This window comes from Noviherbaspirillum agri (assembly GCF_054780595.1).
Map to the genome: position 1 here is coordinate 468,490 of NZ_BAAGWA010000004.1, position 17,922 is coordinate 486,411.

The 17,922-nt window shown below is 54.8% G+C and carries 18 protein-coding genes; 14 read left to right on the forward strand and 4 right to left on the reverse strand.

The features are described from left to right. Positions 1-7: 7 nt before the first annotated feature. The 7 genes from ACYVIA_RS10315 to ACYVIA_RS10345 all read left to right on the forward strand — a co-directional run bounded on the left by ACYVIA_RS10315 (position 8) and on the right by ACYVIA_RS10345 (position 7,050). On the forward strand, positions 8-652 hold the full coding sequence (locus ACYVIA_RS10315; protein ID WP_460840446.1) for an NADH-quinone oxidoreductase subunit J: 645 nt from the start codon (positions 8-10) through the stop codon (positions 650-652). A gap of 8 nt (positions 653-660) precedes the next feature. Further along, positions 661-972 (forward strand): NADH-quinone oxidoreductase subunit NuoK, encoded by a 312-nt coding sequence (gene nuoK / locus ACYVIA_RS10320; protein ID WP_460840538.1) that lies wholly within the window; start codon positions 661-663, stop codon positions 970-972. A 26-nt stretch (positions 973-998) separates the two neighbouring features. Then, on the forward strand, positions 999-3,044 hold the full coding sequence (nuoL, locus tag ACYVIA_RS10325) for an NADH-quinone oxidoreductase subunit L (protein WP_460840448.1): 2,046 nt from the start codon (positions 999-1,001) through the stop codon (positions 3,042-3,044). Positions 3,045-3,071: 27 nt separating this feature from the next. After that, on the forward strand, positions 3,072-4,562 hold the full coding sequence (locus ACYVIA_RS10330) for an NADH-quinone oxidoreductase subunit M (protein ID WP_460840449.1): 1,491 nt from the start codon (positions 3,072-3,074) through the stop codon (positions 4,560-4,562). Between the two features lie 48 nt (positions 4,563-4,610). Further along, positions 4,611-6,092: an NADH-quinone oxidoreductase subunit NuoN gene (gene nuoN, locus ACYVIA_RS10335; RefSeq protein WP_460840451.1), complete on the forward strand. Its 1,482-nt coding sequence runs from the start codon at positions 4,611-4,613 to the stop codon at positions 6,090-6,092. Positions 6,093-6,119: 27 nt separating this feature from the next. Next, entirely contained in the window at positions 6,120-6,425 is a 306-nt protein-coding gene (locus tag ACYVIA_RS10340; RefSeq protein ID WP_460840453.1) for a DUF2818 family protein, read from the forward strand. A 70-nt stretch (positions 6,426-6,495) separates the two neighbouring features. Beyond that, positions 6,496-7,050, forward strand: a complete 555-nt coding sequence (locus ACYVIA_RS10345; protein ID WP_460840455.1) for an NUDIX domain-containing protein — start codon at positions 6,496-6,498, stop codon at positions 7,048-7,050. 52 nt (positions 7,051-7,102) lie between these two features. Here the strand turns inward: ACYVIA_RS10345 and ACYVIA_RS10350 are convergent, their stop codons facing one another. Beyond that, entirely contained in the window at positions 7,103-8,791 is a 1,689-nt protein-coding gene (locus ACYVIA_RS10350) for an electron transfer flavoprotein-ubiquinone oxidoreductase (RefSeq protein ID WP_460840456.1), read from the reverse strand. 174 nt (positions 8,792-8,965) lie between these two features. Between ACYVIA_RS10350 and ACYVIA_RS10355 the strand changes: the two genes are divergently transcribed. Together ACYVIA_RS10355 and ACYVIA_RS10360 are read left to right on the forward strand one after the other, a co-directional pair. Next, complete coding sequence (locus ACYVIA_RS10355) at positions 8,966-9,730, forward strand: SDR family oxidoreductase (protein ID WP_460840539.1); 765 nt, start codon at positions 8,966-8,968, stop codon at positions 9,728-9,730. A 21-nt stretch (positions 9,731-9,751) separates the two neighbouring features. Next, positions 9,752-10,168 (forward strand): acyl-CoA thioesterase, encoded by a 417-nt coding sequence (locus tag ACYVIA_RS10360; RefSeq protein ID WP_460840458.1) that lies wholly within the window; start codon positions 9,752-9,754, stop codon positions 10,166-10,168. A 32-nt stretch (positions 10,169-10,200) separates the two neighbouring features. On the opposite strand, the gene ACYVIA_RS10365 is transcribed toward ACYVIA_RS10360, so the two are convergent. After that, entirely contained in the window at positions 10,201-10,761 is a 561-nt protein-coding gene (locus tag ACYVIA_RS10365; RefSeq protein ID WP_460840460.1) for a LuxR C-terminal-related transcriptional regulator, read from the reverse strand. A 132-nt stretch (positions 10,762-10,893) separates the two neighbouring features. Here ACYVIA_RS10365 and ACYVIA_RS10370 point away from each other — a divergent pair, with 132 nt between their 5' ends. Together ACYVIA_RS10370 and ACYVIA_RS10375 are read left to right on the forward strand one after the other, a co-directional pair. Beyond that, positions 10,894-11,592 carry a CoA transferase subunit A gene (locus ACYVIA_RS10370; RefSeq protein WP_460840462.1) on the forward strand — a complete coding sequence of 233 codons (699 nt, stop codon included), beginning with the start codon at positions 10,894-10,896 and terminating at the stop codon, positions 11,590-11,592. A 12-nt stretch (positions 11,593-11,604) separates the two neighbouring features. After that, positions 11,605-12,258 carry a 3-oxoacid CoA-transferase subunit B gene (locus ACYVIA_RS10375; protein ID WP_460840463.1) on the forward strand — a complete coding sequence of 218 codons (654 nt, stop codon included), beginning with the start codon at positions 11,605-11,607 and terminating at the stop codon, positions 12,256-12,258. A gap of 124 nt (positions 12,259-12,382) precedes the next feature. Here the strand turns inward: ACYVIA_RS10375 and ACYVIA_RS10380 are convergent, their stop codons facing one another. Beyond that, positions 12,383-13,177 (reverse strand): 3-hydroxybutyrate dehydrogenase, encoded by a 795-nt coding sequence (locus ACYVIA_RS10380; RefSeq protein ID WP_460840465.1) that lies wholly within the window; start codon positions 13,175-13,177, stop codon positions 12,383-12,385. Positions 13,178-13,288: 111 nt separating this feature from the next. Between ACYVIA_RS10380 and ACYVIA_RS10385 the strand changes: the two genes are divergently transcribed. The 3 genes from ACYVIA_RS10385 to ACYVIA_RS10395 are packed head-to-tail and all read left to right on the forward strand — an operon-like array spanning position 13,289 to position 16,822. Further along, positions 13,289-14,155, forward strand: coding sequence for an alpha/beta fold hydrolase (locus ACYVIA_RS10385; RefSeq protein WP_460840467.1), 867 nt, complete (start codon positions 13,289-13,291; stop codon positions 14,153-14,155). Between the two features lie 46 nt (positions 14,156-14,201). Next, positions 14,202-14,552: a RidA family protein gene (locus ACYVIA_RS10390; RefSeq protein WP_460840468.1), complete on the forward strand. Its 351-nt coding sequence runs from the start codon at positions 14,202-14,204 to the stop codon at positions 14,550-14,552. A gap of 8 nt (positions 14,553-14,560) precedes the next feature. Continuing rightward, a complete protein-coding gene (locus ACYVIA_RS10395) occupies positions 14,561-16,822 on the forward strand; it encodes a RelA/SpoT family protein (RefSeq protein WP_460840470.1) in 2,262 nt (753 codons plus the stop codon). Here ACYVIA_RS10395 and ACYVIA_RS10400 read toward each other — a convergent pair. Continuing rightward, complete coding sequence (locus ACYVIA_RS10400; RefSeq protein ID WP_460840471.1) at positions 16,819-17,760, reverse strand: cation diffusion facilitator family transporter; 942 nt, start codon at positions 17,758-17,760, stop codon at positions 16,819-16,821. The two genes, ACYVIA_RS10395 and ACYVIA_RS10400, sit on opposite strands and share 4 nt — an antisense overlap. Between the last annotated feature and the right edge of the window lie 162 nt (positions 17,761-17,922).

The window sequence follows — 17,922 nt, forward strand, 5'->3', positions numbered from 1 at the left end:
GTCCATTATGGAATTTAAAACTGCTTTGTTCTACGCGTTTGCTGCGATTCTTGTGCTCGCAGCGACCCGTGTCATTACCGACCGCAACCCGGTACATGCCGCACTATTCCTGGTTCTGTCCTTCTTCTCGGCGGCGGCGCTCTGGCTGTTGCTGAAAGCAGAGTTCCTCGCAATCGTGCTCGTGCTTGTTTATGTCGGCGCGGTGATGGTGCTCTTCCTGTTCGTCGTGATGATGCTCGATATCAATATGGACAAGTTGCGCGAGGGCTTCTGGGGTTACCTACCGCTTGCAGCGACCATTGGTGTCGTTATTGTGCTCGAAATGGCTGCCGTCCTTCTGCATGGCTTCTGGGCGCTCGACACGCAGGTTCCCGCGGCTTCGGCGACGATCGGCAACACCAAAGAACTCGGTAAGTTGATTTACACGCAATACATCTACGCGTTTGAAGTGGCTGCCGTCATCCTGTTGCTCGCTATCGTGGCAGCGGTCGCCTTGACCCTGCGCCGGCGCAAGGACAGCAAGTATTTCAATCCAGCCGACGCCGTCAAGGTGAAGCGCAACGACCGTGTGCGCATCCTCAGCATGAAGGCCGAATCCGAGCGCGCCAACGGTAATGCGCAGCCGGCTGCATCTGCAGCAGAAAAACAATAAGGGGAAGCATTGTGGCATTGTCGCTCGCACATTTTCTGATCATCGGCGCAATCTTGTTTGCGATATCGGTTGTCGGGATTTTCCTTAACCGCAAGAACATCATCATCCTGCTGATGGCAATCGAGTTGATGCTCTTGGCCGTCAACATGAACTTCGTCGCCTTCTCTTACTATCTGGGCGATGCAGCAGGGCAGATTTTCGTTTTCTTCATCCTTACCGTGGCTGCCGCTGAGGCTGCGATTGGTCTCGCGATTCTGGTGGTTCTGTTCCGCAATCTGGATACCATCAATGTCGAAGATCTCGATAGTCTCAAAGGTTAACCGCAACAATAACGATAAGGTCCATCATGGCGGGGCAACTCAACCCTAACGTTCTATTGGCTGTGCCGTTGGCACCTCTGGCTGGCGCCGCAATCGCGGGGCTGTTCGGAACCAAGTTTTTTGGCAACAAGATTGGCCGCACGGCGTCGCATTCAGTGACGATCCTTGGCGTTCTGATTGCTTTCATCATTTCATTCCAGACGCTGCTGGCCGTGCTTGATGGTGCGACCTTCAACGGAACGATCTATAACTGGATGACCGTGATGGGGCTCAAACTGGAAATCGGCTTCCAGGTTGACAGCCTGACCGCGATGATGATGTGCGTCGTTACCTTCGTCTCGCTGATGGTGCACATCTACACCATTGGCTACATGGCGGAGGATGAGGGGTATAACCGCTTCTTCTCCTATATTTCGCTCTTCACGTTCTCGATGCTGATGCTCGTTATGAGCAACAACTTCCTGCAGCTGTTCTTTGGCTGGGAGGCGGTCGGTCTCGTATCGTATTTGCTGATCGGCTTCTGGTACACCCGTCCGACGGCAATCTACGCGAACATGAAGGCGTTCCTGGTTAACCGTGTCGGCGATTTCGGCTTCATTCTTGGCATTGGCCTGTTGCTCGCTTACTCGGGCTCCATGAACTACGGCGAAGTATTCGCAAAGAAGGATGAACTTGCGCAGTTGATGCTGCCGGGTACCGATTGGATGTTGCTGACGGTTGCCTGCATCTGCCTGTTTATCGGTGCGATGGGTAAGTCCGCGCAGTTCCCGCTGCATGTGTGGCTGCCCGATTCCATGGAAGGTCCCACTCCGATCTCGGCACTGATCCATGCCGCAACGATGGTTACCGCTGGTATTTTCATGGTGGCGCGCATGTCGCCACTGTTCGAGCTGTCGAATACGGCGCTGTCCTTTGTGCTGGTCATCGGCTCGATCACGGCACTGTTTATGGGTTTCCTGGGCATTATCCAGAACGACATCAAGCGCGTTGTTGCGTACTCAACGCTATCTCAGTTGGGCTACATGACCGTTGCGCTTGGTGCTTCGGCCTATTCCGTCGCCGTGTTCCACCTGATGACGCATGCATTCTTCAAGGCCTTGCTGTTTCTTGGCGCCGGCGCGGTCATCATTGGCATGCATCATGACCAGGATATCCGCAACATGGGCGGCTTGCGCAAATACATGCCGATCACCTGGATTACTTCGCTGCTCGGTTCGCTCGCGCTCATCGGTACGCCGTTCTTCTCCGGGTTCTATTCGAAGGACAGCATTATCGAAGCCGTACATGAAGTGAACATCGCGGGTGCCGGCTTTGCGAACTTCGCGGTTCTGGCGGGTGTGTTCGTGACAGCGTTCTATTCGTTCCGCATGTACTTCCTGGTCTTCCACGGCGAGGAGCGTTTTGGCAAGGCACACGATGACCACCATGGCCACGGACATGATGATCATGCAGACGACCACCATCACGGTCTCGCACCGGGTGAAAAACCGCATGAGGCTCCGCTCGTTGTGACGCTTCCGCTGATGCTGCTGGCTATTCCTTCGGTTCTTATCGGCTTTGTCACGATTGGTCCGATGTTGTTCGGTGACTTCTTCAAGGGTGTAATCTTTGTCAGCGATGCACACCCGGCAATGGCCGCCCTGGCCGAGAAGTTCCATGGTGCGACCGCAATGGGTCTGCACGGATTCATGACGATGCCATTCTTCTTGGCGCTGGCAGGTGTCGCTTCGGCGTACTACTGCTACATGGTGAATCCCAAGGTGCCCGCATGGTTCTACAGCAAATTCCACGCGATCTACACCATCCTCGACAACAAGTACTACATGGACAAGTTCAATGAAGTGGTGTTCGGCAATGGCGCGCGTCTGCTGGGAGGCGGACTATGGAAAGTCGGCGACCGCACGTTGATTGACGGCCTGATCGTCAATGGCAGTGCAAAAGTGGTGGGCTGGTTCTCGGCGTTGATCCGTCATTTTCAGACCGGTTATATCTACCACTATGCGTTTGTAATGATTATCGGGGTGCTGTTTTTCCTGATCTATTTCATGCCATTCCCGTCTTTTGCCAAATAAGTTGGCGAAGTAGAGCAAATAACAATCATGATGCAGTCAACTTTCCCTCTCTTGAGCCTCGCGATCTGGTCCCCGGTCGTGTTTGGCCTGCTTGTTCTGGCAATCGGCCGGGATGAAAACCGTACTTTGGTGCGCTGGCTGTCACTGATCGGATCGATCGTCAGCTTCGTCGTTACCTTGCCGCTCATTTCACAGTTTGATAATACGGCTCACGGCATGCAGTTCGTCGAGAAGGCGAGCTGGATTGAACGCTTCAACGTCAACTACTTCCTTGGCGTGGACGGCATATCCGTATGGTTTGTATTGCTGACGGCGTTCATTACAGTGATCGTAGTGATCGCCGGGTGGGAGGTCATTGAGAAGCGTGTCTCGCAATACATGGGCGCCTTCCTGATCCTGTCGGGCCTGATGATTGGCGTGTTTTGCGCACTCGACGGCTTGCTGTTCTACGTGTTCTTCGAAGCGACGCTGATTCCGATGTTTATCATCATCGGCGTCTGGGGTGGGGCGAACCGCGTGTATGCAGCGATGAAGTTCTTCCTCTATACATTGCTTGGATCGCTCCTGACCCTGGTCGCGGTGATTTACCTGTACTTCAAATCCGGCGGAAGTTTCGAGATTCTGGTTTGGCACAAGCTACCTCTGCCACTCGATGTGCAGATCATGATTTTCTTTGCCTTCCTGATGGCGTTCGCTGTCAAGGTGCCGATGTGGCCGGTCCATACCTGGCTGCCTGATGCACACGTTGAAGCTCCGACGGGTGGTTCGGTGGTGCTGGCAGCAATCATGTTGAAACTCGGCGCGTACGGCTTCCTGCGGTTCTCGTTGCCGATCGCGCCCGATGCGAGCCATACGCTGTCCGGGTTCATCATAGCGCTATCGTTGATTGCGGTGATCTATATCGGCCTTGTGGCTCTCGTCCAGGCGGACATGAAGAAACTGGTCGCGTACTCTTCGATCGCGCACATGGGTTTCGTGACGCTCGGTTTTTTCGTGTTCAATGACATGGCGGTGCAGGGCGGCATCGTGCAAATGATCTCGCACGGTTTTGTGTCCGGTGCCATGTTCCTTTGCATCGGCGTGCTCTATGACCGCATGCATTCTCGTCAGATCGCAGACTACGGCGGTGTGATCAACACGATGCCCCGTTTTGCCGCATTCTTCGTATTGTTCTCACTCGCGAATGCCGGGTTGCCTGCGACTTCCGGCTTTATCGGGGAATTCATGGTCATCCTTGGCTCCGTACAGTTCAATTTCTGGATCGGCATGCTGGCAGCGACCGCTTTGATTCTTGGGGCAGCATATTCCTTATGGCTGGTAAAGCGCGTGGTCTTCGGCGACGTCGGCAATGCGCATGTGGCTGAACTGCAGGACCTCAGCGGCCGTGAATTCTTTATGCTCGGCTTACTGGCCATTGCAGTGATCGGCATGGGTGTCTATCCCGCTCCGTTTACCGACGTAATGCAGATTTCGGTATCCGACTTGCTCAAGCATGTAGCGGTATCGAAGATTAATTGAATGACCAGCCGGTGAACGAATACGTGAACGCAAATTAGCGACGACAAGATGGATACTCTGAACCTGGTCCCGGCCTATCCGGAAATTTTTCTCGTGATTGCGACATCAGCGATTCTGCTGATCGACATGTTCCTTACAGATGCGAAGCGCCATTTCACTTATGTGTTGGCCATGTTGGCGTTGGCGGGTTGCCTCGGGCTCAGCTTGGTCAGCTTCAATAGCCCGACGACATACACGTTCAATAACATGTTCGTGTCTGATTCGATGTCGCATCTGCTGAAGATCTTCTCGTACGTTGCGGTAGGGCTGACATTGATTTATTCGCGTCAGTACGCAACTGACCGCGGGATGCTTGGTGGTACGCTCGGTGGCGAGTTCTATGTGCTTGCGCTTTTCTCGCTGATCGGCCAGATGGTAATGATTTCCGGTAATAACTTCCTGGTTATCTATCTGGGCCTTGAGTTGATGTCGTTGTCGTTATATGCGCTGGTTGCGCTGCGGCGTGGTAACTCAGTGTCGACGGAAGCAGCAATGAAATACTTTGTGCTCGGCGCGATGGCATCAGGCTTCCTCTTGTACGGTATTTCGATGATGTATGGTGCGACGGGATCGTTAGACCTTACCGAAGTGGCAAAAGCAACCGCATCCGGCACGGTGAACAAGACCGTATTGGTATTTGGTGTGGTGTTTATTGTCGCCGGCCTCGCATTCAAACTTGGTGCGGCGCCGTTCCATATGTGGGTTCCGGACGTGTATCAGGGCGCACCTACCGCGGTGACTCTGCTCTTGGGCGGTGCGCCGAAGCTCGCGGCATTTGCCATTTGTATCCGTTTGCTGGTTGAGGGCCTGTTCCCGCTGGCGATTGACTGGCAGCAGATGATCACGGTTCTGGCAGTGCTCTCCATGGCCGTGGGTAATATCACTGCAATCGTCCAGACCAACCTGAAGCGCATGCTTGCATATTCAACGATTGCACAAATGGGTTTCATGCTGCTTGGCTTGTTGTCTGGTGTAGTTGACGGCAATGTTTCGTCCGCTGGTAATGCGTACAGCTCTGCGTTGTTCTATGCGATTACTTACGTTCTGACAACGCTGGGCACATTCGGTGTGATCATGCTGCTTGCCCGTTCCGGATTTGAGGCGGAGAACATTGATGACTTCAAGGGGTTGAACCAGCGTAGCCCGTGGTTCGCTTTCGTCATGTTGCTGTTGATGTTTTCCCTTACCGGCATTCCTCCGGCAGTGGGCTTCTATGCGAAGCTCGCAGTACTTCAGGCCGTGTTGAGTACTGGCCAGGTATGGCTCGCAGTGGTCGCCGTAATGCTGTCGTTGGTGGGCGCTTTCTACTATCTCCGTGTCGTCAAGGCGATGTACTTTGACGAGCCCGTGGATAATTCAAAGATTGTGGCGACTGGCGACATGCGTTTGGCCTTGAGCGTGAACGGCGTGGCCATTCTGGCTCTTGGCATTCTCCCTGGCCCTTTAATGGCTGTATGCGCTACGGCAATTGTCCAGACGCTCGGAAGCTAATTTCGATCGAGTTGGCGCAATACTCCAGTGGACGTCTCTCTATTGAGCTGGTTTGTAATTCTGTTGGCGGCTTTGGCCGCCAACCTGCCGTTTATGAATGAGCGCCTTTTCCTTGTCATGCCAATTGGCCGGCAGGCTAAACCGTTCTGGCTGCGGTTAATCGAACTCGTTATTCTTTATTTCGTTGTCCGAGGCGTCGCTTACCTACTCGAAGCGCGTATCGGTAATGTCTTTGTGCAGCAGTGGGAGTTCTATGCAATCACCGTCTGCCTCTTCCTTGTCCTCGCTTATCCCGGCTTTGTTGTGCGCTATCTGCGCAAGCACCACGCTTGACGTTGAGTGAACGTCAAAAGACTTACCGAAGTAAAATAAGTCCTTTGAATTCCTAGACCGGAGTGATCGAGTGGACCTGGACCTCAAAGAACATAAAGTCGACGGAAGCGTCGCATATGACGGCCATTTTCTGAAGATTCAGCGTGATACGGTTCTCCTCCCCGACGGAAAGCAGTCGACGCGCGAGTACATCCGCCACCCGGGTGCAGTAGTCATTCTCCCGTTGTTTGAAGACGGGTCAGTGTTATTGGAGCGCCAGTTTCGTTACCCGTTGCAACAGGTTTTTGTGGAATTCCCGGCGGGCAAGATCGATCCGGAGGAGGATCCTCTTGATTGTGCAAAGCGCGAACTGCTTGAAGAGACAGGCTATACGGCGAACGACTGGAAATTCGTATGCAAGATCCATAATGCGATTGCATATTCGGATGAGCACTTGGATATTTTCGTCGCCCGCGGACTCGTTGCTGGCGAGCGTAAACTCGATGATGGGGAGTTCCTTGAAACTTTCCGCGCTTCTGTTCCGGAAGTGCTGGGATGGATAAAAGAAGGCAAGGTCACTGACGTCAAGACCATCATCGGTTCATTCTGGCTGGAGAAGATTCTGGCGGGCGTATGGAACCAGTGATATTCCGGGCAAAAGCTCAATAAAAAAGCCGCAAATGCGGCTTTTTTACTTTTTACATTCCCGAGTAGTTCGGCCCGCCACCACCTTCCGGCGTTACCCACACGATGTTCTGCGTCGGATCCTTGATATCGCATGTCTTGCAATGCACACAATTTTGCGCGTTGATCTGCAAGCGATCCTCGCCACTTTCGCTCTTCACGAACTCGTAAACACCGGCTGGGCAATAGCGGCTCTCCGGACCAGCGAATTTCGCCAGGTTGATTTTCACCGGAACGGTCGGGTCCTTGAGCGTCAGGTGGGCAGGCTGGTTCTCTTCATGGTTGGTATTGGAAATGAAAACGCTGCTGAGTCGGTCGAAGGTCAGTTTGCCGTCGGGCTTTGGATAGCTGATCTTCTCGCACTGGTCTGCTGGTTGCAGATAGACGTGATCCGGCTTGTCGCGATGCAGGGTCCACGGCGGGCTCTTGACGCCGATCTTCGGCAACAGCCACTGTTCGATGCCTGTCATGAGCGGGCCCATCAATGAGCCTTTCTTGAACCAAAGCTTGAAATTCCGCGTCTGTTGCAGTTCCTCTGCCAACCAGCTCTTCTCATAGGCTTCGGGATAAGCTGCCAGCTCGTCCGCGGAACGTCCTGCAGTCACCGCAGCAAACAGCGCTTCCGCACACAGCATGCCGCTCTTGATGGCCGTATGGCTGCCCTTGATCCGTGCGGCGTTCATATAGCCGGCATCGCAACCGATCAATGCACCGCCAGGGAATACGGTCTTGGGAAGCGCCTGCGGGCTGCCGTTGTTAATCGCGCGGGCACCATAGCCGATGCGTTTGCCGCCCTCGATATGCGCACGAATGCTTGGATGGGTTTTCCAGCGTTGCATCTCCTCGAACGGGCTCATCCACGGATTCTTGTAGTCGAGGCCGATAACGAAGCCGAGCGTGACCTTGTTGTCGTCGGTGTGATAGAGGAAGCCGCCGCCGAACGTCTCCTTGTCCATCGGCCAGCCTGCGGTGTGAACTACCAGGCCGGGTTGTGCTTTCGATGGATCGATTTCCCACAGCTCTTTGATACCGATGGCGAAACTTTGCGGATCCTTGCCTGCATCGAGCTTGTACTTCGCGATCAACTGCTTGCCGAGATGGCCGCGCGCACCCTCCGCAAAAATCGTGTATTTGCCGAGCAGCTCCATGCCGAGCTGGAAAGCTTCGGTTGGCTCTCCGTCTTTGCCAATGCCCATGTTGCCGGTGGCAACACCCCTGACCGCACCTTTGTCGTCATACAGGATTTCTGCTGCGGTGAATCCGGGGAAGATTTCTACGCCAAGTGCTTCTGCCTGCTGCGCCAGCCAGCGGACCAGGTTGCCGAGGCTGATGACGTAGTTGCCATCGTTGTGGAAGTTGCGTGGAACAAGGAAGTCCGGTGTACGTTTTGCACCCGTCTCGCTGAGGAACAGGATGTCGTCGCGGGTGACGGGCTGGTTCAGCGGTGCACCCAGCTCCTTCCAGTTCGGGAAGAGTTCGTTCATGGCGCGTGGGTCCATCACGGTACCGGCGATGATATGTGCACCGGGTTCCGAACCTTTTTCAAGCACGACCACGGAAACGTCCTTGCCTTGTTCGGCGGCCAGTTGCTTGAGGCGGATTGCGGTCGCCAGGCCGCCAGGCCCGGCACCGACGATGACGACGTCATATTCCATCGATTCGCGCGGGCCGTATTGTTCTATCAGGTTCTGGGTTTGAGTCATGGTCATACCGCCGTAGTTAAAATTATCGAACGAGTGTGCTAATTGTCATGGATTTTCCCCGAGAATGCTAGACATGAGACTCTAATCGGGCGCCATTCGTGTAATGATAACGTCTCCATAACACAGCACAGTCAGTCACAAGACAATAGCAAGGAGAATTCTGTGGGAATCGAGATGAATTTCGAGGGGAAGATCGCCCTGATTACCGGCGCATCGAGTGGTTTGGGAGCTCGCTTTGCCAAGGCTCTCGCTGAGGCCGGCGCACAGGTGGTCCTCGCTTCGCGCAGGACAGAGCGTCTCAAGGAGCTGCGGGCAGAGATCGAAGCAGAGGGAGGCGCGGCGCATGTCGTTGCGCTAGACGTGACGGATTACGCCAGTATCAAGTCCGCGATCGCGCATGCGGAAACAGAGGCAGGGCCTATTGATATCCTGGTCAATAATTCCGGCGTGTCGACAACACAACGGCTGGTGGACGTGACGCCGGAAGACTACGCGTTTGTCATGGATACCAACCAGCGTGGCGCTTTTTTTGTCGCGCAGGAGGCGGCGAAACGGATGATCGCACGCGCGAAGGGAGATCCGAAAAAACAGCACAGGATCATCAATATTGCGTCGGTGGCAGGGCTGAGGGTGCTGCCGCAAATCGGTATCTATTGCATGAGCAAGGCGGCCGTCGTACATATGACGAAATCGATGGCAGTGGAATGGGGGCGCTACGGCATTAATACGAATGCGATCTGCCCCGGATACATTAGTACGGAAATCAATCAAGATCATTTCGAGACCGAGCAAGGTCGCACACTGATCAATATGCTCCCTCGAAAGCGCTTGGGCCAGCCGGAAGATCTCGACGGTTTGCTGCTACTGCTGGCATCCGATGAATCCCGGTTCATCAACGGTGCAATCATCACCGCAGACGATGGAATGAGCGCTCAGTAACCTTTCGACATCCCAAAAAAAATGGTTATTAAAAAACTCGTCCATACGATGCGCATGCCGATCCGTTGGGGGGACATGGATGCGATGGGGCATGTCAACAACACGGTCTATTTCCGCTACCTCGAGCAGGCGCGTATCGAATGGTTTACCGAAGCCGGCTGCGATCCCGATCCGAACGGGGAAGGGCCGGTGATCATCAACGCGCATTGCACGTTTATCAAACAGCTGAAGTATCCGGGCGAGATCGAGGTGCGAACTTATGTCGGTGTTCCGGGGCGGTCCAGTTTCGAGACTTATCAGGAGATTCGTCGTCTTGACGAACCGGATGTGCTTGCATCGCAGGGCGGCGCCAAGGTCGTCTGGGTGAATTTTCCGTCAGAAAAATCTGTTCCGTTACCGGATCGGGTTCGCGCGCTTCTGGCAGAGCCGGAGAAGTAACGCGTCGCGCCTGACTTAACCTGCCAGGCCTGTCACGCGGTCATGCCGACAAGGCGATGCACAAGCTCACTTGATGTCGATGCGGAGAATTTGCGCATCAGCCTTGCGCGATGCATTTCGACGGTGCGTGGACTGAGCCCGATCTGCCGCGCGATCAATTTGCTCGTCTTCCCCTCCACGAGCAAGGCAGCGATTTCCCGCTCGCGCGGCGTCAATTCTGCGGTGACAGGACGCTTGGCACTGAGATCCTCGAATGTCCAGATTCCTGCCGCATGCGGGTCATCATGGATCAAGGCACGCCCGCTGACATGGCACCAGAATAGCTCCTGATTAGCCCGTTTCATGATTCTCTCGTCCGAGTAATACCCCTTGGCACTCATGATCGGAACAATGCGGGCGCCGGTGCGTTCAAATTCATCCAGTGTGGGATACAACACCCGGAAAGACTGGCCGACGAGGTCGGCGGGCTGGTAGCCGAACATTTTCGCCAATGTGTCATTGCATGCATGGATGACCCGGTGCTGCGACACGCACATTCCTACTGGTGCTTGCTTGAAGATTGTCTCGTAGTCGATCTGAAATGGCGCGCTCATGGCTTTGCGGGCGCTTTCTTATAGATAAATTCGTATTTTTACCGTATTGCACGGCCTAGTCCACCATCATATGCTGGCGAACACATTAAAACAGCCCGGTTACGGGTATTTTCTACGAGAAGAGGGGTCGATATGAACAAAGTTTACCCTGATGCTGCCAGCGCTTTGGCCGGCATTGTCAAGGATGGACAGACTATTGCCGTCGGCGGCTTTGGGCTGTGCGGCATTCCCGAGGCGTTGATCGCGGCGTTGCGGGATTCAGGTGCCAAGAACCTGACCGCAATTTCGAATAATGCGGGCGTCGACGGTTTCGGCCTTGGGCAGTTGCTGAGCACCCGCCAGATCAAGAAAATGATCTCGTCGTACGTCGGCGAAAACAAGGAGTTCGAACGCCAATACCTGGCCGGCGAACTGGAACTGGAATTCACACCGCAAGGTACGCTCGCAGAGAAACTGCGTGCAGGTGGAGCGGGGATTCCGGCGTTCTTTACCAAGACCGGCGTTGGCACTATCGTTGCCGAAGGCAAGGAAGTGCGCGAATTCAACGGCGAGCAGTATGTGATGGAGCGGTCGCTCGTTGCCGACGTATCGCTCGTGAAGGCATACATGGCCGACAAGGTCGGCAATCTCGTGTTTCGCAAAACCTCCCGCAACTTCAACCCGAACGTTGCCATGGCCGGAAAAATCACCATTGTTGAAGTCGAGAAGCTGGTCGAAACCGGTGAGATCGATCCGGACCAAGTTCATACTCCTGGCATTTTCGTGCATCGCATTGTGGTCAATGCAACGCCGGAAAAACGCATCGAACAACGCACCACGCGCGCAAAGTAAGGGAGAATGAACATGGCATGGACTCGTGATGAAATGGCCGCACGCGCGGCGAAGGAATTGCAGGACGGTTTCTACGTCAACCTCGGTATTGGCCTTCCGACATTGGTCGCCAATTACGTGCCGAAGGACATTGAAGTGTGGCTGCAGTCGGAAAACGGCCTGCTTGGCATCGGGCCTTTCCCGACGGAAGATGAAGTTGATTCCGATTTGATCAATGCCGGCAAGCAGACCGTGACAGCGCTCCCCGGTTCGTCCTTCTTCAGTTCTGCAGATTCCTTTGCGATGATCCGCGGCGGCAAGATCAACATTGCGATCTTGGGCGCGATGCAGGTCAGTGAACACGGTGACCTCGCGAACTGGATGATTCCGGGCAAGATGGTCAAGGGCATGGGTGGCGCGATGGATCTCGTGGCTGGCGTCAAACGCGTCGTGGTTCTGATGGAGCACGTTGCAAAGGCCAAGGACGGAAGGACCTCTCACAAGATTTTGAAGAGGTGCGACTTGCCGCTGACAGGCGTTGGTGTCGTCAACCGTATTATCACTGACCTCGGTGTGATCGATGTGATGCCGTCAGGATTGAAGCTGGTGGAACTGGCTCCTGGTGTAACCAAGGAAGAGATCATCGAGAAAACCGGCGCGGAGCTTGACGTCAGCGCAGTGCAGTGATTGCCGACGTTATCTCAATGAAAAACGGCGCTTGTGGGCGCCGTTTTTCTTTATCAATTGAGCGTCGCGAAAACACTCCAACTCGGCGACAGACGCGCAGTCATGCCGCCAGTCGACCAATTCTTTACTGTGCCACCCATCCGCCGTCCATGTTCCAGGCAACGCCGCGCACCTGAGATGCTGCGTCGCTAGACAGGAAAACAGCAAGCTCACCCAGCTGCTCCGGTGATACAAACTCGCCTGATGGTTGCTTCTCCGATAGCAAGCTCTTTTTCGCATCATCGTTGGACAAGCCTTGTTGTGCTGCGCGGGCATCAACCTGCTTTTGCACCAGCGGTGTAAGTACCCATCCCGGGCAGATGGCATTGCAGGTCACCCCGGTATGGGCGGTCTCAAGCGCCGTCACTTTGGTAAAGCCAACGATACCGTGTTTTGCTGCGACATACGCCGACTTCTGTGCCGATCCTACCAAGCCGTGGACGGACGCGATGTTGATAATCCGGCCCCAGTTCTTTGCCTTCATGGCAGGCAGGGCAAGTCGTGTCGTGTGAAATGCCGAGTTGAGGTTGATCGCGATGATTGCATCCCATTTTTCAACCGGAAAATCTTCGACATTGGCGACGTGCTGGATGCCGGCATTGTTCACGAGAATCTCAACGCTGCCGAAACGCTCGGCAGCAAATTTCATCATGGCTTCGATTTCACCTGGCTTGGACATGTCGGCATTGTGATAGGCCGTTTGCACGCTGAATTCATCGCGAATCAGTGCTTGCAGCGCTTCAATCTCCTTGATGTCTCCAAAGCCGTTGAGAACGACATTCGCGCCTTGGGCTGCGAATGATCTGGCGATTCCCAGGCCGATACCGGATGTGGAGCCGGTGACGAGCGCTGTTTTCCCTTTGTGCATGGTGCCTTGCATGATGTCCTCTGCGAATGAAATTTGGAATTGCGGCTAACTGAAGTAGGATTTTAAGCGGAACGACCAGTAAAATGTGAGAATGGCAAGCGGATAAAAACGATACTCGACAAAATGACTCAAGCTCATATCAGAACCGTTCAGTGTTTGTCACCTGCGGGCTTGCACAAGATGGTCTACAAGGAGTGGGGCGACCCGCAGAATCCGAAGGTGCTGGTATGCGTGCATGGCGTCACGCGCGTCTCGGATGACTTCGACAGTCTTGCCAGGGAGCTTTGCCAGGATTACCGCGTGGTGTGCCCCGATGTGGTTGGGCGCGGTCGCTCGGATTGGTTGCGTGATCCGCAGTACTACCAGATTCCGCAATACGTTAGCGACATGGTGACCTTGCTTGCGCGCTTGAATGCCGAGACAGTACATTGGTTCGGCACTTCGATGGGCGGCCTGATCGGGATGGGATTAGCTTCCTTGAAGGATAGCCCGATACGCAAGTTGATCCTGAATGATGTGGGACCAGCACTGAATGCGGTCGCACTGTCGCGGATCGCAGAATATATCGGTGAAGCGGTTCGGTTTTCGACATTTGACGAGGCAGTGCATTACATCAGGAAAATTTCCGGGCCGTTTGGACCGCACTCAGACGAAGAGTGGCGCAAATTGGCTTCCGATGTGCTCCGACAGGATACCGACGGTCAATGGATTCGGCACTATGACCTGAAGCTGGCAATGCCTTTCAAGGGAACGACACCGGAAAGTGCACAGCATGCCGAAGCAGTGTTATGGATGGCATATGACGCAATTGCCTGCCCGACGCTGCTCGTGCGTGGCGCGGAGTCCGATTTGGTGACGAAGGAGGTCGCGCAGGCCATGGCCACCCGTGGACCGAAAGCGAAGCTAGTGGAGTTTCCGGGCATTGGACACGCACCCACATTTGTCCATTCCGAGCAGATCGCCGTTGCAAGAGAATTTCTACTTGGATAGTGTCGTGCGACGCATTATTTGCGCACGCCAAAAAATTTGAAGCGCCATGACGATAAAACGTTTGCATGTAGGTAAAACCCTCTCAGAAGTCGCCATACATAACGGCACTGTCTACCTTGCCGGGCAAATTGCGGAAGATGTCAAGCAGGACATCGCCGGGCAGACACGTGAAGTGCTGTCGCACATCGATCGACTGCTGGCCGAGGCTGGAAGTGACAAATCCCGCATCCTGATGTGCCAGATTTATATCTCCGACATGAATAACTTCGCCGGCATGAACGCCGTCTGGAGCGAATGGGTTGCGGAGGGCAACTCTCCGCCGCGCGCGACTGTGGAAGCCAAGCTTGCGAAACCCGAGTGGCTGGTTGAAATGATCGTCACCGCTGCCCAGAAATAGCCATTGAAATGGTCTCTATTGCGGCAACCCAGAGCGATACACAGGCTCAACTCTCATCCGGCCTGACTGCGGAGGACGGTGCGCGCGTGCTCGATGCGCTTGCGTTCATCGAGCCGATATATCGCGACAAGAACGTGTCGACCGGTCAGAATGCGCTCGAATTTTCACAAGGTGTTGCTGCAACACTTGCGCATCTCAACACCGACGCAGACACACGGATCGCGGGCCTGCTATTTGAGTTGCCTATCCTCGACTCAAACGCAGCTGTCGCACTTGAAGCCAGGTTCGGGACGGAAATCGCGGATCTTGTTTCAGGGGTCCGGCAGTTGATGCGCTTGCATGACCAGACGTTCGGTTATCAGGAAGTTGTAAAGGGAAAGAATGCTGCGCAACAGGCAGGTGAGCAGCTCGAAACCCTCCGCAAGATGCTGCTTGCGATGGCGTCCGACATGCGCGTCGTGCTGGTGCGCCTCGCATCACGAGTGACGACCCTGCGCTACTTTGCCGAACTCAAACTGGAGAACGAAAGGACGCATTCCTACGCACGCGTGACCTTGGATCTTTATGCGCCGCTAGCGAACCGCCTCGGTGTGTGGCAGCTGAAGTGGGAACTGGAGGATCTTGCTTTCCGTTTCCTGGAGCCGGCGGTTTACAAGCGTATCGCCAAGATGCTGGAAGAGAAGCGCATCGAGCGAGAGAGTTTTGTTGACACCGCAATCGCACGGCTGAAATCCGAACTGGCATCTGCGGGTATCAAGGCTGAAGTGTTTGGACGGCCGAAGCATATTTTCAGCATCTGGAACAAGATGCGCGGCAAATCACTGGATTTCTCCGAGTTGTACGATGTGCGCGCGTTTCGTGTCATTGTTGACGATGTAAAGACCTGCTACGCGGTGCTCGGACTCGTTCACGATATCTGGACGCCGATCCCCGAGGAGTTCGACGATTACATCTCCCGGCCGAAATCCAACGGATACCAGTCGCTGCATACCGTGGTTATTGCCGATGATGGGCGTGCCCTCGAAGTGCAGATCCGCACGCATGAGATGCACCGCTTCGCTGAGTACGGCGTGGCCGCGCACTGGCGCTACAAGGAGAGCGGCGGTTCCAGTTTTTCGGCGCAAAAGTACGACGAAAAGATCGCATGGCTGAGGCAGCTTCTCGCATGGAAGAGCGAAATTACCGACGCCGTCGTCGGGCAGGAAGACATGCAGCGCGAGTGGGTGGAGAAGCTCAAGTCCGCTGCGCTTGATGACCGGATCTATGTTCTGACGCCGCAGGCACGTGTGATCGAATTGCCCACTGGGGCGACACCGATCGATTTTGCCTATCATCTGCACACGAACATCGGCCATCGCTGCCGCGGTGCACGCGTGGATGGCGCGATGGTGCCGCTGAATACGCCGCTCAAGAATGGCCAGACGGTGGAGATCATTACGGCAAGGGGAGGGGCAGCCGCTGCGGCAGGGCCGTCCCGAGATTGGCTCAGCCCGGGGTATGTTGCCAGCTCACGGACGCGCGCCAAGGTTCGCGCATGGTTCAATGCGATCGAACAACAGGAAACGCTTGCGCATGGTCGTGCACTGGTGGAGAAAACGCTCCAGCGCGAGGGCAAGACAGCAATCAACTTGGAGGAACTGGCACACAAGCTTGGTTTTGCAAAGGTGGATGACTTGTTTCTCGCGGTGGGCAAGGAAGAGTTCAGCTTGCGCAATATCGAGCATGTGCTCCATGCGGATGACGCGCATAAAACTGCTGACAAGACGCCAGCGGCCGATACGGTCGTCCCCAACAAGAGTCGCGCTTCCAGCGTCGCGCAAGGCGCCAAATCAGGTGTGCTCGTGGTCGGTACCGAAGGATTGATGACGCAGCTTGCTCGATGCTGCAAGCCCGCGCCACCGGATGAAATCGTTGGCTTTATCACCCGTGGCAAAGGTGTATCGATTCATCGCGCAAACTGCAAGAATCTTGCACAGATGCGGATGAAGGCGTTGGAGCGCGTTATCCAGACGACTTGGGGTGAGTCGGGCAAGGATACGGTCTATCCGGTTGATATCTTTATTCTGGCCAACGACCGTCAGGGTTTGCTGCGCGATATTTCCGAGGTTCTCTCGCGGGAGAAAATCAACGTGATTGGCGTCAGCACGCAAAGCGCTAAAGGGCAGGCACGCATGTCCTTTACGGCAGAAATCTCTTCAACTGCGCAGCTTCAGAAGGCAATGTCCGTCATTCGTGACGTCACCGGCGTTCTGGACGTGCAGCGGCATTAATGATCCTCAGTGCCCTGCGGAGGAGCTGACAGTTCGGCCTGAAGTGTGATGTGATCGATGCCGTGTTTCGACAATAGCATCGACTTGATCTCCCTGAGGATCTCCGGCCACTGATGCATGTCGGTAATTTCCAGGTGACCTATCAAGGCGGGTTCGCCCGGTGACATTTCCCAGACATGCAGATCATGCACAGATAGGACGCCGTTGATCGTCGACAGATCATTGCCGACTTGAAGATAGTCGATATGATGCGGCACGCCCTCCATTAGGAAGTGGTAGGACGTGCGCAGTACGCTCAAGGTGGATTTCAGAATCAATGCCGATACGACGAGTGACAATAACGGGTCGATCTGAAGCCATCCGGTGAAGTAAATGACGACACCGGAAACCAGTGCAGCGACGGAGCCCAACAGATCGCCGAAAACATGTACCAATGCCGCTTTGGTATTGATGCTTTGCTTGTCATGTGAAAGCACCCATGCAACTACTACGTTCACGACGAGGCCGATCAGTGCAACTGCAAATACCGCTTGGCCTTTTACCGATTCAGGCGCCAAAAAGCGCTGAATCGCTTCGACGGTAATCCATCCAACCAGCACGAGCATCGCCAAGCCATTGACGAAGGCTGCCAGCGCCTCCGCCCGGCCGAAGCCAAATGAATGCTTGGCGGACGGGGGGCGCTTTGCAATCAATTGAGCAATTAATGCGAGGCCGAGTGCGCTTGCATCCGTAACCATATGACCCGCGTCCGAAATAAGCGCGAGCGAGTTCGCCCAGAAGCCTGCAATGACCTCGACCAAGGCAAAACTGAGTGTGAGTCCCACCGACCAGGCAAGCACTTTCTGGTTTCGCCCCTCGGCGACATGATGATAGGAGGCGTCGCCGGTGCGATGCGCGTGCAGGTGACTGGTGGACGCGTTACGAGGATCAGACTTCATGCGGAATGATAATTGTTGGCTTGAACGGGCGAGGGTAGAGATTGATCAACATTTTGCAGCACATTAGATGTGGCGCAAAGCCAATCCGGTATCCAACGTTGACGGCACCTGCCTCGTTCAGCGCAGGTAACCGAAGAGATTTGCCGCAAGAAATCAAAGGGA

Coding starts and splice junctions, on each gene's coding strand:
- nuoL (WP_460840448.1), top strand. CDS start 999: ATGGCGGGGCAACTCAACCCTAACGTTCTATTGGCTGTGCCGTTGGCA.
- ACYVIA_RS10355 (WP_460840539.1), top strand. CDS start 8,966: ATGAATTTCGAGGGGAAGATCGCCCTGATTACCGGCGCATCGAGTGGT.
- ACYVIA_RS10365 (WP_460840460.1), bottom strand. CDS start 10,761: ATGAGCGCGCCATTTCAGATCGACTACGAGACAATCTTCAAGCAAGCA.
- ACYVIA_RS10375 (WP_460840463.1), top strand. CDS start 11,605: ATGGCATGGACTCGTGATGAAATGGCCGCACGCGCGGCGAAGGAATTG.
- ACYVIA_RS10350 (WP_460840456.1), bottom strand. CDS start 8,791: ATGACTCAAACCCAGAACCTGATAGAACAATACGGCCCGCGCGAATCG.
- ACYVIA_RS10315 (WP_460840446.1), top strand. CDS start 8: ATGGAATTTAAAACTGCTTTGTTCTACGCGTTTGCTGCGATTCTTGTG.
- ACYVIA_RS10380 (WP_460840465.1), bottom strand. CDS start 13,177: ATGCAAGGCACCATGCACAAAGGGAAAACAGCGCTCGTCACCGGCTCC.
- ACYVIA_RS10360 (WP_460840458.1), top strand. CDS start 9,752: ATGGTTATTAAAAAACTCGTCCATACGATGCGCATGCCGATCCGTTGG.
- ACYVIA_RS10385 (WP_460840467.1), top strand. CDS start 13,289: ATGACTCAAGCTCATATCAGAACCGTTCAGTGTTTGTCACCTGCGGGC.
- nuoN (WP_460840451.1), top strand. CDS start 4,611: ATGGATACTCTGAACCTGGTCCCGGCCTATCCGGAAATTTTTCTCGTG.
- ACYVIA_RS10370 (WP_460840462.1), top strand. CDS start 10,894: ATGAACAAAGTTTACCCTGATGCTGCCAGCGCTTTGGCCGGCATTGTC.
- ACYVIA_RS10395 (WP_460840470.1), top strand. CDS start 14,561: ATGGTCTCTATTGCGGCAACCCAGAGCGATACACAGGCTCAACTCTCA.
- ACYVIA_RS10390 (WP_460840468.1), top strand. CDS start 14,202: ATGACGATAAAACGTTTGCATGTAGGTAAAACCCTCTCAGAAGTCGCC.
- ACYVIA_RS10400 (WP_460840471.1), bottom strand. CDS start 17,760: ATGAAGTCTGATCCTCGTAACGCGTCCACCAGTCACCTGCACGCGCAT.
- ACYVIA_RS10330 (WP_460840449.1), top strand. CDS start 3,072: ATGATGCAGTCAACTTTCCCTCTCTTGAGCCTCGCGATCTGGTCCCCG.